Origin of the sequence: Neobacillus drentensis NBRC 102427 (genome assembly GCF_001591445.1) — a bacterium.
Classification (GTDB): Bacteria; Bacillota; Bacilli; order Bacillales; family Cytobacillaceae; genus Neobacillus; species Neobacillus drentensis.
On record NZ_BCUX01000022.1, the window covers coordinates 41,456 to 55,913 of the forward strand.

Annotated in this window: 13 protein-coding genes; 1 reads left to right on the top strand and 12 read right to left on the bottom strand. The window is 41.7% G+C overall.

Annotation, left to right across the window (positions count from 1 at the left end; translation table 11 throughout):
• Nucleotides 1-9 precede the first annotated feature (9 nt).
• From BDR01S_RS12380 to BDR01S_RS12420, 9 genes are all read right to left on the bottom strand, one after another.
• The gene (locus BDR01S_RS12380; RefSeq protein WP_066258798.1) at nt 10-1,119 is read right to left on the bottom strand and encodes a DUF4097 family beta strand repeat-containing protein; all 1,110 of its coding nucleotides are present in this window, start codon (nt 1,117-1,119) and stop codon (nt 10-12) included.
• 41 nt (nt 1,120-1,160) lie between these two features.
• Nucleotides 1,161-1,700 carry a magnetosome magnetite crystal formation protein family gene (locus BDR01S_RS26265; protein WP_235846553.1) on the bottom strand — a complete coding sequence of 180 codons (540 nt, stop codon included), beginning with the start codon at nt 1,698-1,700 and terminating at the stop codon, nt 1,161-1,163.
• A 24-nt stretch (nt 1,701-1,724) separates the two neighbouring features.
• Entirely contained in the window at nt 1,725-1,922 is a 198-nt protein-coding gene (locus tag BDR01S_RS12390; RefSeq protein ID WP_066258799.1) for a hypothetical protein, read from the bottom strand.
• A 72-nt stretch (nt 1,923-1,994) separates the two neighbouring features.
• Nucleotides 1,995-4,868, bottom strand: a complete 2,874-nt coding sequence (gene uvrA, locus BDR01S_RS12395; protein ID WP_066258800.1) for an excinuclease ABC subunit UvrA — start codon at nt 4,866-4,868, stop codon at nt 1,995-1,997.
• A 7-nt stretch (nt 4,869-4,875) separates the two neighbouring features.
• Nucleotides 4,876-6,855, bottom strand: coding sequence for an excinuclease ABC subunit UvrB (gene uvrB, locus BDR01S_RS12400; RefSeq protein ID WP_066260374.1), 1,980 nt, complete (start codon nt 6,853-6,855; stop codon nt 4,876-4,878).
• Nucleotides 6,856-7,076: 221 nt separating this feature from the next.
• Entirely contained in the window at nt 7,077-7,316 is a 240-nt protein-coding gene (locus BDR01S_RS12405; RefSeq protein ID WP_066258803.1) for a CsbA family protein, read from the bottom strand.
• A gap of 101 nt (nt 7,317-7,417) precedes the next feature.
• A complete protein-coding gene (gene panF, locus BDR01S_RS12410; RefSeq protein WP_066258805.1) occupies nt 7,418-8,869 on the bottom strand; it encodes a sodium/pantothenate symporter in 1,452 nt (483 codons plus the stop codon).
• Nucleotides 8,866-9,150, bottom strand: coding sequence for a YhdT family protein (locus BDR01S_RS12415; protein WP_066258807.1), 285 nt, complete (start codon nt 9,148-9,150; stop codon nt 8,866-8,868). The genes panF and BDR01S_RS12415 overlap by 4 nt, the downstream gene beginning before the upstream one ends.
• A 137-nt stretch (nt 9,151-9,287) precedes the next feature.
• Entirely contained in the window at nt 9,288-10,025 is a 738-nt protein-coding gene (locus BDR01S_RS12420) for a ZIP family metal transporter (RefSeq protein WP_066258808.1), read from the bottom strand.
• Nucleotides 10,026-10,273: 248 nt separating this feature from the next.
• Here BDR01S_RS12420 and BDR01S_RS12425 point away from each other — a divergent pair, with 248 nt between their 5' ends.
• Complete coding sequence (locus BDR01S_RS12425; protein WP_066260376.1) at nt 10,274-10,558, top strand: ArsR/SmtB family transcription factor; 285 nt, start codon at nt 10,274-10,276, stop codon at nt 10,556-10,558.
• On the opposite strand, the gene BDR01S_RS12430 is transcribed toward BDR01S_RS12425, so the two are convergent.
• From BDR01S_RS12430 to BDR01S_RS12440, 3 genes are all read right to left on the bottom strand, one after another.
• Entirely contained in the window at nt 10,555-11,484 is a 930-nt protein-coding gene (locus tag BDR01S_RS12430; RefSeq protein WP_066258809.1) for a cation diffusion facilitator family transporter, read from the bottom strand. The genes BDR01S_RS12425 and BDR01S_RS12430 overlap by 4 nt on opposite strands.
• Before the next feature lie 244 nt (nt 11,485-11,728).
• Nucleotides 11,729-13,870 carry a heavy metal translocating P-type ATPase gene (locus BDR01S_RS12435; RefSeq protein WP_082797407.1) on the bottom strand — a complete coding sequence of 714 codons (2,142 nt, stop codon included), beginning with the start codon at nt 13,868-13,870 and terminating at the stop codon, nt 11,729-11,731.
• The gene (locus BDR01S_RS12440) at nt 13,863-14,231 is read right to left on the bottom strand and encodes an ArsR/SmtB family transcription factor (protein ID WP_066258810.1); all 369 of its coding nucleotides are present in this window, start codon (nt 14,229-14,231) and stop codon (nt 13,863-13,865) included. The genes BDR01S_RS12435 and BDR01S_RS12440 overlap by 8 nt, the downstream gene beginning before the upstream one ends.
• Nucleotides 14,232-14,458: the final 227 nt, after the last annotated feature.

A 14,458-nucleotide genomic window follows, 5' to 3' on the forward strand; every position in this document is an offset into this window, starting at 1 on the left:
TTCTCCTAGTTATACTTCTTGCGATTTATGAATCGCGATCGAACCGGTTTTTGTGTCAGCATAGATTTTCACCATTTTTTCCGGATGATTGATGGATTGGAAGCGGAGCGATTTCTGAATCATTTCGCTTTTCTCCTCCAGAACCTGCACCCCGACAAGCTGAACATTAAAACCACCCAGATTGGTCTTAAGCTCCCCATTGACTGGCAGCCCTTCAGGGACGAAGAGGTCAATCCCGCCCGTGGTCGCTTTTGCTTGAATTAATTCCGTCCGATTTCCGGTTAGTTTATAGCTGATATTTCCATTAAAGGATTGGGTTTCTACCTTGATAAAATCCCCTTCGAGGTTGATTCCACCGTTAATAGTTTCCGCTTCAAGATTATCAAATCGACTGCTGATAATCTTAATCTTTCCGTTCGCTGTTTCAACCTCTGCTCTGTTTCCATTGATACGATCAAGGTTTATTTTCCCATTCGCAGTTTTCACCCTTAGGTCAGAAACATCCATCACTTCTCCCGATACAGGACCATTAAACATTCTGATGCGAACGCGCTCATACTGAGATTTTGGCACATAAATAACGGATTCAACTTTCATCCACTTTTGCTGAGTCATAAAACGTAACTTTTGATTTTCAACTGAAAAAATGACATCCCTTAAAAAGTTCTGGCGTGCTTGGTCTGAGTTTTCAACCCTAAATACCTTCGCTTGGCACTCAATTCGTACATCCGGTTGGTCCCATGCAGCGATCTTTATCGAACCATTCGCCACATCAATGTCGATATTCTTCAAATCAACCTCACCTTGGTGAAAAATATGCGAGATTTCGACGGATTGGCCAAAGTTCAAATCAAAATCAAAGTCTTTGATTTTTTTCAATGCGGAATCGACAAAATCAAAAATCTTCTCCTTTGTGGATTGATATTTCGCCTGAAAGGGGTCTTCCTTTTTCGTTTCTTCAAAATTTACGGCAGTCGAGAGTTCATTTACAATTTGCTCTTGCTTCTGCTCCATTGTTTGCTGGGCCTTTTCCAGTTCATCTAGTAGCGTTACTGCCTCGTCAACGGTCAGCTTTCCTTCTTCGACCATTTTTAAGATTCGCTTTTTTTCTTCTTTCATCGTTTTCACCCCGGAATCTGTAATTTTGACTCATTTAATGCTTATTCAGAAACTAATACCTTTACGCCTTTGATAATATTCCAGATGACAACAATTATCCAGATGAGGATAAGGACAACAATACTTATAATCGTAAAAGTAGGCACGCTATCTGGCATATTGGCGAAATCAAAGTAGACGGCAAATACAATTAGCGGTGTTGGAATTAGTGGAATCAAATGCGATAGCAGTGACTTTTTGGCATGTCTTTTTGTCACTTCATCCCCCGTCGCGATGTACACGATTAGTGGAAAGATAAACCCGGCGAAAAAAATACTAAAATAGCACAAGCTTGATAGAACCTTTCTCGTTTCCATTTCTGCGCCCAACTCCTTTATCCTATATTTACGTGTTCGGGATATGGAAAGTTTCGTATTTTTAAAAAAAGTAATGGTCGTCTTGGTTGTTGTTTGAATTAGGTACCTTTTTTTGATTGGGATGGGGCTATAGGGATCGGGGATTCTGTTGAGTTGATCGGGGATTCCGCCAAGCTCTTTATTTATTCCGCCAACTCTCGAACCTTTTCCGCCGATTCCTGCCATGATTCCGCCAACCCCCTTTTTATATTACCTTTTTTTAATTAGGATCCTGCGATCCGAACGAAGTCTATTCCCGTGCTGCTCCTTCATAAGTGGGATTCCGCCAAGCTGACGATTTATTCCGCCAAACTGATCAGGGATTCCGCCAAACTCTTTATTTATTCCGCCAACTCTCGAACCTTTTCCGCCGAATCCTGCGTTGATTCCGCCAACCTCAATATACAACCCTCATTTTCATATAAAAAAGAGCCGAATTCTGCAGGCGCTAACCCACGAATTTCGGCTCTTCTTTCGAATCTATGCTTTTATTGCACTCTTATCTTCAATTTCTTGTTTCATCCGTTGACGTTCGCGCTCAAGGATAGGCTTTAAGTATTTTCCGGTATAAGACTCAGGGACTTCGGCTACTTTTTCTGGGGTTCCTGTGGCGACAATTGTTCCGCCCTTGTCGCCGCCTTCTGGTCCGAGATCGACAATATAATCGGCAGCTTTAATCACGTCGAGGTTATGCTCAATTACCAGAACGGTGTCTCCGTTTTCAACCAAGCGCTGCAGTACAACGAGCAAGCGGGAAATGTCGTCGACATGAAGACCAGTCGTTGGCTCATCAAGAATGTAAAAAGATTTCCCTTGCGAACGGCGATGCAGCTCAGAAGCCAGCTTAACACGCTGGGCTTCCCCACCAGATAATGTGGTCGCCGGCTGACCAAGTTTAATATAGCCAAGTCCGACATCTAAAATCGTTTGCAGCTTGCGGCTGATTTTTGGATGATTCTCGAAAAATTCAACCCCTGCTTCCACGGTCATTTCAAGAATATCAGAAATGTTTTTCCCTTTATATTTCACTTCCAAGGTTTCACGGTTGTAGCGCTTGCCGTGGCAGACTTCACAAGGAACATATACATCCGGTAAAAAATGCATTTCAATTTTAATAATCCCATCGCCGCGGCAGGCCTCACAACGTCCACCCTTTACATTAAAGCTGAAGCGGCCCTTTTTATAACCACGCACCTTCGCTTCGTTTGTGTTCGAAAACACATCACGGACATCATCGAACACGCCGGTATAGGTGGCTGGATTCGAGCGTGGTGTTCGGCCGATTGGCGACTGATCGATATCGATCACTTTCTCTAAATGCTCGATGCCCTTAATGCTTTTATGTTCACCAGGTTTTGTTTTTGCTCGGTGCAGCTGTTGCGATAGTGCTTTATGGAGAATCTCGTTGATCAGGCTACTTTTCCCCGACCCAGATACACCAGTTACAGCAATAAATACACCAAGCGGCAGCTTCACATTGACATTTTTTAAGTTATTTTCAGAAGCACCTTTGATTTCAATATAGCGGCCATCCGGCTTGCGGCGCTCGAGTGGCAGCGGAATAAACTTCTTCCCTGATAGATATTGGCCTGTCAGTGAATTCGGATCTGCCATCACCTCAGCAGGGGTACCGGCCGAAACGATTTCACCACCATGCACACCAGCCCCCGGGCCGATATCAATCAAATAATCGGCAGCAAGCATGGTGTCCTCATCATGTTCAACAACAATCAAGGTGTTGCCGATATCGCGCATGTTTTTCAATGCTCCGATTAAGCGATCATTATCCCGCTGATGCAGTCCGATGGACGGTTCATCCAAGATATATAGGACACCCGTTAAACGCGAGCCAATTTGAGTAGCCAAGCGAATCCGCTGGGCCTCACCGCCGGAGAGTGTTCCTGCCGTCCGGCTCAATGTTAAATAATCCAGACCGACATTCACTAAGAAGCCAAGACGCTCACTGATTTCTTGAAAAATCAGCTTGGAAATCTGCTTTTCTTTTTCTGAAAGCTCTAATTCTGCAAAAAATTGATTAGCCTCGATAATGGAGAGGTCGGTGATATGGGCAATATGGCGTCCATTAATGAGCACAGCCAAGGTTTCTTTTTTCAAACGAAAGCCTTTACAGGTTGGACAGGGCTGGCGGCCCATGTATTTTTCCATTTGCTCGCGGATGTAATCCGAGCTTGTCTCGTTGTAGCGGCGCTCAACATTGCGAATGACGCCTTCAAATTCAATATTCCCCTCACGAATTTGACCAAAATCATTTTCATAGCGGAAATAAATCTTTTCACGCCCGCCGCCATAGAGTACTTTTTCCAAAAGGTGCTCAGGGATATCCTTCACCGGGGTATTCATATCCACCCCGAAATGATTGCATACCGCCTCAAGCAGCTGCGGATAATATTGAGAACTTGTTGGCTCCCACGGTGCAATAGCATGCTCTTTTAAAGTCAAATCACGATTGGGAATGACCAGATCGAGATCGACGACAAGCTTCGAACCCAGCCCATCGCATTCCGGGCAAGCTCCAAAAGGACTATTGAAGGAAAACATCCGCGGCTCCAGTTCTCCAATTGAAAAACCGCAGTGCGGGCAGGCATGATTTTCACTAAATAACAGCTCTTCTTGGCCGATTACGTCAACAATGACCTTCCCGTCGCCCAGTTTCAGCGCGGTCTCGAGTGAATCGGCAATCCTAGCTGAAACGCCTTCCTTGACAACAATCCGGTCGATAATTACCTCGATGGAATGCTTTTTGTTTTTTTCAAGTTCAATATCATCGCCAAGGTCCAGCATTTCCCCATCGACACGGACACGGACAAACCCTTGTTTCTTAATATCCTCGAACACCTTCACATGTGCTCCTTTACGGCCTGAAATAACAGGCGCAAGGATTTGCATTTTGGTCCGCTCAGGGTATTCTAAAATCCGGTCGACCATCTGCTCAATCGTTTGCGAGGAGATTTCTATCCCATGAATCGGACAGGTTGGATGCCCAATTCTCGCAAATAATAACCGTAAATAATCATAGATTTCTGTCACTGTACCAACCGTCGAACGGGGGTTACGGCTGGTTGTTTTTTGATCGATAGAAATGGCTGGTGAGAGCCCCTCAATTAAATCCACATCCGGTTTATCCAATTGGCCAAGAAATTGGCGCGCATAGGCAGACAGGGATTCGACATAGCGCCTTTGCCCTTCTGCATAAATCGTATCAAAGGCAAGCGAGGACTTTCCTGAGCCAGAAAGTCCCGTCAAGACAACAAGCTTATCTCTCGGAATAGTGACATCTATATTTTTCAAATTGTGGGCTCTGGCGCCTTTCACAATCAATTTCTCCATCGCCATCGTTACGTCATCCTTCCGCTTTCAGCTCTAAAATTAAATCACGAAGCTCAGCGGCACGTTCAAAATTAAGCGCCTTGGCCTCGAACTTCATTTCTTTTTCCATCGTCATAATCAATTTCTCTTTTTCCTTCTTCGACATTTTACTGAACGATGCCGATGGTTTGTATTCTTCTTGCTCTTCGGCGGCATGGGTGGCACGAATAACATCACGAATTTCCTTCTGAATTGTCATCGGGGTAACTCCATGCTTGCGATTATACTCTTCCTGGATTGAGCGACGGCGTTTTGTTTCACTGATCGCTAATGCCATCGAGTTTGTGATTTTATCGGCGTACATGATGACATGTCCATGGGCATTTCGGGCAGCACGGCCAATCGTTTGGATTAGCGACCGTTCGGAACGAAGGAAGCCTTCCTTGTCGGCATCGAGAATCGCAATCAGCGAAACCTCAGGTATATCCAAACCTTCCCGGAGCAGGTTAATCCCGATCAGAACGTCATATTTGCCAAGGCGTAATTCGCGGATAATTTCAATCCGTTCGAGCGTCTTAACCTCCGAATGCAAATATTGAACTTTGATCCCGATTTCCTTCAAGTAATCGGTTAAGTCCTCGGACATTTTTTTCGTCAACGTGGTCACAAGAACCCGTTCATTTTTACTAACTCGATCATGGATTTCACCAATCAAGTCATCAATCTGCCCCTCAATTGGGCGGACTTCAAGGGTTGGATCCAAAAGTCCAGTCGGACGGATAATCTGCGATACCATTTCCGGTGTATGCTCAAGCTCATAGGGTCCCGGCGTGGCCGAAACAAAAATGATATTCTCGATATGCTTTTCGAATTCGTCAAACATTAGCGGCCGGTTATCAAGCGCAGAGGGCAGACGGAAGCCATGATCAACAAGCACCTGTTTCCGCGCCTTATCCCCATTAAACATTCCTCTCACTTGCGGCAAGGTAACATGCGACTCGTCAATCACCATCAAAAAGTCCTTTGGAAAATAATCAAGCAAGGTATAGGGCGTTGATCCTGCATCCCTTAAGGTTAAATGGCGTGAGTAATTTTCAATTCCTGAGCAAAAACCCATTTCGCGCATCATTTCCAGGTCATAGCGTGTACGCTGCTCAAGCCTTTGGGCTTCGAGCAGTTTATTATCCTCGCGCAGTTCCTCCAGCCGTACTTCCAGTTCTTTTTCAATATTTTCAATCGCTTTAAGCAGCTTTTCTTCCCTTGTAACGAAGTGGGATGCTGGGAAAATAGCGACATGATCACGTTCGCCGATAATTTCTCCAGTCAGTGCATCGACCTCACGAATCCGTTCGATTTCATCACCAAAAAACTCGACCCGAAGGCAATGTTCATCACGAGAAACAGGGAAAATTTCAACGACATCACCACGGACGCGAAAGGTTCCGCGCTTAAAATCGATATCGTTTCGGTCGTATTGGATATCAACTAACCGGCGCAGCAGTTGATTGCGCTCCACTTCCATTCCTGTTCTAAGTGACAACACCATTTCACTATATTCTTCAGGCGAACCCAAACCGTAAATACAGGATACAGAGGCGATTACAATCACGTCTTTGCGTTCGAATAGGGATGATGTCGCCGAGTGACGCAATTTATCAATTTCATCGTTGATGCTTGCGTCTTTTTCAATGAAAGTATCTGTCGATGGTACATAGGCTTCTGGCTGAAAGTAATCATAATAGCTGACAAAATACTCGACGGCATTGTTTGGGAAAAATTCTTTAAACTCACTGTAGAGTTGTCCAGCCAGTGTTTTGTTGTGAGCAATGACAAGGGTTGGTTTATTTACCTCTTTAATCACGTTTGAAATTGTAAAAGTTTTACCCGTACCTGTCGCACCAAGCAGGGTCTGTTGTTTTTTATTGTTTCTGATTCCTTCAACTAATTGTTTAATCGCCTCGGGCTGATCCCCTTGTGGCGAGTACTTTGAAACTAATTCAAATTGATCCTTCACAATCATTTACCTCCCGAAAAAATCAATCACTTTTCAGCATATGTACCTTGTTAATGGACCGGGATGGTTGCTTTCAAGTGTATCCTCTAAATTCATATTACCATTTTACCACAATCCCCTAGAATCAAACCAACAATATGCGAACGAATATTCGTTTTCTTGGAATTCCAACACAAAAAGCCTGTCATTTTTCTGACAGACCTACAAGACCATTAATTGGATTAACTCTTTTTAATGATTCTCTGCTTCATCTTTGCAGCCATCCAAAAGCCTGCTGTTAACGAAAAAGCATCGACGACGATGAGTAAAAATGTGTTAGTATAGCCTTTATATACAGACGTAGCAATCAGGGCAACGGTTAAAATTAACCCAATGACCCGGTTGTAAGTAACTCGTGTGAAAAGCAAGACGAGCAGCCCCGGAATAATAAGCGCTGATAAATGTCGAATAACGGTTTCCAATGAGCTCACCTCATTTATTAATTGCTGTTAATTCATTCTAGAAATTAATTCACAAAATTGCAACAAAAATGGTAACGGAACATCGTTTCGAAGAACTCAGCTTATTTTTCCATTCTAACATGCATCATACCTTCGTTTTGCTGTGTAAATAAACTAGTCACTACAAATGCAGCAAGAGATAAGAAGATAGGGAGGACCACTGTGTGAAAACCAAAGGCATTTGGATAAAATTGATCGATTATAATATACGAACCCATCCCAATAACCATCGAAGTAATCGCTCCGTATTTGTTGCCCTTACTCCAATACAATCCTAAAATAACCGGCCAGATAAACACTGACTCGAGCCCCCCAAAGGAAAACAGGTTCAGCCAAACGATTAAATCAGGTGGACTTAACGAGAAGAGAATGACCACAATTCCAATAATCGCCGTCACACTGAAACTAACCTTTTTCACTTGGTCGTTCCCTGCATCAGGCTTGATGTAATTTAAATAGACATCTTTGACTAGTGCCGAGCTAACCAGAATTAACAGCGCATCCACTGTTGACATAATTGCAGCCATTGGTGCCGCGAGAACGATTCCAGCAGCGTATGGCGGCAGTACTTTCATCGATAACAATGGCATGACGGTATCGCCAATTTTCACACCTGGCAGAACCGGTCTTGCGAACACGCCAATGAGATGCATCCCCAGCATGATAAAACCGACTACGATCGTTCCAATAATAATCGCATTGTGCATGGCCTTCGAATTTTTATAAGACATCGCTCGGACTGCAATTTGCGGCAGGCCGACAACACCAACCCCAACTAAAATCCAAAAAGAGGAGACAAAGGACGGTGTTAAACTTTGGTCTGCGCCAAACGGACTGATTAGGTCCGGATTTTCAGCCGCTAAGTCTGAGATAATCCTCGGGATTCCTCCACCTGCTTTAATTGTGGCGATGAGCAGGATTAACGTTCCCCCGAACATGACCACACCTTGGATTGTATCTGTTATGGCAACTGCACGAAAGCCGCCGACAATCACAAAGACAAGCACGGAAAAGGCAAAGATTAATAGCGCCGTTGTATAAGGTAGGCCGGTTAAGCTTTCAACCAACCGTGCCCCGCCAATCCATTGCGCGGTCATTGATGAAAACAGAAAGATGATAATACTTGCTGCCGAGAATAAAACGACCGCTTTGCTTTTATAGCGCTCTTTAAGAAAGTCAATCAAGGTGATGGCCTTGTACTGACGGGAGATAATTGCAAATTTCTTCCCTAATACCATTAACGTAAAATAGCCGGTTGCTAATTGGGCCATGGCAAGCAGCACCCAGCCTAGTCCTTTCGTATAAGCGATTCCGGGACCTCCAATAAAGCTGCTGGCGCTGCCATAGGTCGCCACCATCGTCATCGCTAGAATGAATCCGCCCATTTGACGTTCCCCTAGAAAGTACTCCTCCAAGAAAGAATGAGATTTAATAACAAACTTGTTTGACCACATGCCAACAGCAAAGATAATCAATAAGAAAATTAGCAGCGGGGTAATGACGGCCCAGTTCATTTGGTCTCCCCCTCTTCCTCTTCAAAGGAAACATCCTTGAATAAAAATTTGACTGTAAAAATAACGAGGATGATCATAACAATAAAGCCTAAAATACAGCTGTAAAAAAACCAGGCGGGCAACCCAAATATGTACGAATATTGTTCTACTTTTGCCGATCCAAGCCCGTAGGCAAAACCATACCACCAAATAAAATTAATTAAAACAAGAATAATTCCAATCAGGGCTTCCCTGTGCGCAATTTTGAAACGCTTGTCCTGCTGACTTTCCCTTTTTTTCATGTGAATCCTCCTGGGTGAAAACTAACTTCAACATCATCATGTTATTTTAACCAATAATGAAAAAATATCCAATTTAAAACTATCGAAAAAAGAATAGCCGTCGCATCCATCGCTATGTTAATAGGTCTGTTTTACCCTTAGTGATGTGCAGGAAGAAGCCGTAAGAAATAATGCATACCTACCAATCCCAATATTACGATTAGTACTACTTTTCCTTTCGGGAGGTTTTTTGATTTTTTCCAAATTAATTCATATAATGTGATATACCCCATTGTTCCCATCGTTACTCCCATCATAATGGTATTCCACTTTAATGAATCGATTTTCATATTTAGTCCCATAAAAATATTTATGCCAATAACAATGGAGAGTGTGAAGCAAAAAATTGAAAATAATTTGTTCTTCTCTTTTATAAGTGGAATCGATGCCATGATAATCATGCCCTCCGGGACATTATGTAGAATAAATGCCATTAACAATCCATGGTTAATCATATCTCCTGTTTTCAGGCTCGTTCCAAAAGAAATCCCTGTCGGAATGTTATGAATGATTAATGCTATTAATAATAGATACATGGTATCTTGGTGTCTCGAATGATGATTAGAATTATGATGTAAAAAAACTTCCAGCAATACCATTATAAAAATACCGATTGAAATACCTGTAAAAATTCCGATGATCTGAAATTGTCTAAATATATCCGGAAGTAATTCAAATGCAAATAAACCGAGAAGCAAACCTCCACAAAGAATCTGTAAATACAAAGTGTTTCTATTAAATAAACGGAACATGAATTGGATTGAACTTCCTCCAAGAAACATCCCAACAAAAATAAGCCAAGCCACAAACGAGCTTAACTTAATTTCTTCAATCATTCAGTCCCCCCCCCTTTAAAACAATAAAAACAGCAACTCCTAAATGGAAACTGCTGCTTTGTCCTATTATTTATATTGTCCCTTCAGGTTGTTGAGAACCTGAAAAAAGCCGGAGTATCATGAACCTCTGAGAAAATCAAAAATCCAAAAACTCCATGATTTTTCTTAAGTCTAAATACAGTTATAATATATTAGGCAGGAGGTTGATTCGATTGGAAAAAGATAAAAATCAAGATAAAAGTCAATCCATGGATGAGGAAACACTTTTCATCGTTTCACAAACGTTTAAAGCCCTTTCTGATCCCACCAGAATACGGATATTGTATTTATTATTTCAAGGAGAGCATTCGGTTAATGAAATAGCCGAAAAACTTTCGTTGCTTCAATCCACGGTTTCCCATCAACTGAGATTCCTTAAAAATCTTCGTTTAGTTAAATTCAGAAGGGAAGGAACCACTTTATTTTATACCCATGATGACGAACATGTGATGGACATTTTAAGACAAACCATTGAACATGCCCTGCATCACTAATTACAGACTCCATGATGGCTAGGGCAGCCAATTTCCTTTTGTTCTACCTGGATGGTACTATGTTCAATCCCAAAATCGTCATGAAGAATGGACTGTGCCTTCCTAAGAATGGCATCGTGCAGTCCCTCTCCTTCAATGGCAATATGGCAGCTTAACATTGGCATTCCTGATGTAATGGACCAGATGTGTAAGTCATGCACTTCATTAACAAATGGGATAGTTAACAAGGAACTTTTCACCTTTTCCGCGTCTATTTGTAGTGGTGCTCCTTCCATTAATACATGAAACGACTCTTTCGTCACTCTCCATCCGCTTATCAAGACAAGAATGGCTACAATCACACTGGCAATAGGATCCGCTATCCCCCATCCGAAGAAGTAAATCAATAACGCTGCAATAATGGCACCAACAGAGCCTAGCATGTCGCCAATTACATGCAAGAAAGCACTTCTTACATTTAAGTTGTCTTCTTTGTCGCCTTTCATTAAAATCCAGGCAGCAATAATATTCACAAGTAATCCAATGACGGAAATTGAAAGCATTCCCAAGCTTTGTACTTCTGGTGGATTAGTCAAACGGCTGTACGCCTCAACAAAAATATAAAGAGAAATACCGATTAACGCGATTCCGTTTAAAGCAGCCGCGATAATTTCAAACCTTTTATATCCGTAAGTATTAGTTTGCGTTGCTTTCTGTTCTCCCAGTTTAATCGCAAAAAAACTTAAACCCAGAGCAACAGAGTCACTTAGCATATGTCCCGCATCCGAGAGTAGTGCTAAGCTATTTGTTATAATCCCTCCAGCAACTTCAACAAACATAAAAGCTGTAATTAACAGAAATGCGGAAAAAAGTGCCTTCTTGTTTCCTGTATGGTGATGATGATGGCCATGCCCATCACCATGTGAATGTCCATGATGGTGTCCCATTTCTAAACCCCCATTTTATATATGAATATATGCTCATATATATAGTATGATTTATAAACCGCTAATGTTCAATCATTTTTTTGCTTGTTTATCTTTTCCTATTTCTTCTGCTATTATAGAGCATTCACTCCAACAAACAGCAAAAAGCAGAAGAACCCCCTTGAGATTCCTCTGCCTTTGTATTATTTAATATTATGTTTTTTCTTTAAACCTTTAAAGGCTTCCCATTCAGGGAAGTCCGATATCATTTGTCCTTTACTCGGAGAAGTCGTAAACCATTAAGCGTCACAATAAGTGTGGCTCCCATGTCTGCAAATATCGCGATCCATAGGGTTAACCAACCCGGAATCACTAATAACAAGGCTAATAGTTTGATTCCAAGAGAGAAAGTAATATTCTGCTTAATGATATATAAGGCTTTCCTGCTTAGCTTCAACGTAAATGGCAGTTTCCCTAAATCATCTGCCATTAAAGCAATATCTGCCGTTTCGAGAGCTGTATCCGTTCCAGCTCCTCCCATGGCGATCCCAACGGTCGATGCAGCTAAAGCCGGTGCATCATTTACACCGTCACCAACCATGGCCACACGGTCAAATTTGTTTCTTAGTTCTTTAATAAACGCCAATTTATCTTGAGGTAAAAGATCTGCTTGTATATCTGAAACCCCTACCTGCTTACCAATCGCATTGGCGGTCCCTTTGTTATCACCCGTTAACATGATTGTTTTTTCAATACCTAATGAGTGAAGTTTCTGTATTACATCTTTACTGTTCCCTCTCACTTCGTCTGCAACTGCGAGCAGTGCTAATATTTCTGTTGCAGTACCAGCCACCATTACTGTTTTTCCTTTATTTTGCAGGTCAGAAATGGTTGCTTTTAGATTCGATGGAATTCCATTTGGTAAGATCTCATCGAATAAATTAGGACTGCCCACATAGTACATTTTATCGTTGACTCTACCTTTGATTCCTTTACCTGTAATCGAAGAAAAGTCTTCAATCACCAGACCTTGATAAGGTAAGTTTTCCTGCTCTGCTTTCTTCATAATCGCAGAAGCCAAAGGATGCTGAGAACCATTTTCTAAAGCAGCGATAATGGAAAGTAGTTCATTCGAATTCGAATTAGAATTTGGTTGAGGTAGATAATCCGTTACAACAGGTATTCCTTCGGTTAAGGTACCTGTTTTATCAAAGGCAATCGCTTTAATTGCTCCCATTTCCTCTAAATGAATCCCACCTTTGATCAGAACCCCGTTTCGTGCAGCATTACCGATCGCAGTAACTATGGACACCGGAGTGGAAATGACTAGAGCACAAGGACAACCAACCACTAATACTGCAAGACCCTGATAAACCCATTTACTCCAATCCCCATCAAATAAAAGTGGTGGGAGTACGGCTACTAACAGCGATATGAACATAATTACAGGTGTATAATACTTGGCAAAGCGATCGACAAATGCTTGAGATGGAGCCTTTTCTGCTTGAGCCTCCTCAACAAGGTGAATAATTTTTGCAATAGTCGTATCGTCCACATGTTTGGTAACTTTGACTTCAAGCAGTCCTTCTTCATTTAATGTTCCTGCGAACACTTCTTCATCGATGGTTTTCGAAACCGGAACAGATTCACCTGTAATTGCAGCTTGATTTACAGACGATAATCCTTTTACAACTGTTCCATCCATGGCGATTTTCTGGCCCGGTTTTACAATTAAAATATCCCCAATCTGAATATCGTCCACTTCTACTGTAAATTCTTGATTACCTCTTCGGATTAATGCTTCTTTTGGAGCAATATCCATTAAGGAACGAATCGATTGTCTCGCTTTATCCATTGAATAGGATTCCAGAACCTCACTAATCGCAAACAAGATGACAACGGTTGCTCCTTCTCCCCACTCACCGATAATGGCTGCTCCGATAACGGCGATTGTCATCAAGGTTCTCATATCAAATTCTAAACGGAAAAAGTTTTTCAATCCCGTCGTAAATAGGCGATGACCACCCACTAGGATAGCAGCTCCATAAGCTAAAATCGAAGAGATGCTCTCTTCCCCATTTATTTGTGCTGATACCCATCCAATCAGCATGAAAACCAATGAGGCGATAACAGATGAATGTTTTTTCAAAAACGGTTCTTTTTTCTCTTCAAATCTTTGTTTTTCAGGAATGACTTTTATATTTTCAAAAGCCCCTGCTTTCTCTATTTCCGCTATAGTTGTTTCACCATAAACTGTAAGTTTAGAAGCACCGAAATTCACACTTGCATTAGCAACACCATCCAGGTGTTGTACGTTCTTTTCGAACTTAGTGGCACAGCCGGCTCAGGTGAATCCCTGGACACGGTAAACTGTTTTGTCATTTGTTTTTTCCAAAGCGTTACTCATTGTGTTCCACCTCCTTTTGATGCGTAAAAGCAATTTGAATCAGTTGTCTCACATGATCATCATCTAGTGAATAAAAGACTAATTTTCCTTCTTTGCGGTATTTGGCTAATCCCAAATTACGAAGAAGTCGTAAATGATGAGATGCAGTAGCTGTGGTACATCCCACAATGTTGGCAACATCACATACGCATAATTCATCTTCTTTACTTAAGGAATACGCAATCTTAATTCGGGTATCATCGGATAACACTTTAAATATTTGTGAAACGGCCATTGTATTTTGCGCGGAAACTAAATCCTTTACCCGTTTTACTTTATCTTCATCTACGCAGGTTACTTCACATATATCATCATACTTCAATAGTGTGCCTCCTTAATCAAACGCCTATTTGAATATTAGTATATGCAGTTCCATCTGGTTGGTCAAATGTTTATTTGAATGTTTTATCATAAAAAAATTTTTTATCGACAGGAAGGTTGTACCCCTGCAAATAAGCAGTTACAGACAACAAAGTTGATTGGTTCAGCTTTGAATATTTTTAATTTTCCAACTATAAATAAAGCTATTGTATTCTTTATTATTATAGC

Bases quoted from the DNA above. Each gene is read 5' to 3' on its own strand.
- panF (WP_066258805.1), bottom strand. From the start codon at position 8,869: ATGAACTGGGCCGTCATTACCCCGCTGCTAATTTTCTTATTGATTATC.
- BDR01S_RS12420 (WP_066258808.1), bottom strand. From the start codon at position 10,025: ATGATTGAAGAAATTAAGTTAAGCTCGTTTGTGGCTTGGCTTATTTTT.
- BDR01S_RS12425 (WP_066260376.1), top strand. From the start codon at position 10,274: ATGGATGAGGAAACACTTTTCATCGTTTCACAAACGTTTAAAGCCCTT.
- BDR01S_RS12415 (WP_066258807.1), bottom strand. From the start codon at position 9,150: ATGAAAAAAAGGGAAAGTCAGCAGGACAAGCGTTTCAAAATTGCGCAC.
- uvrA (WP_066258800.1), bottom strand. From the start codon at position 4,868: ATGGCGATGGAGAAATTGATTGTGAAAGGCGCCAGAGCCCACAATTTG.
- BDR01S_RS12430 (WP_066258809.1), bottom strand. From the start codon at position 11,484: ATGGGACACCATCATGGACATTCACATGGTGATGGGCATGGCCATCAT.
- BDR01S_RS26265 (WP_235846553.1), bottom strand. From the start codon at position 1,700: ATGGCAGGAATCGGCGGAAAAGGTTCGAGAGTTGGCGGAATAAATAAA.
- BDR01S_RS12380 (WP_066258798.1), bottom strand. From the start codon at position 1,119: ATGAAAGAAGAAAAAAAGCGAATCTTAAAAATGGTCGAAGAAGGAAAG.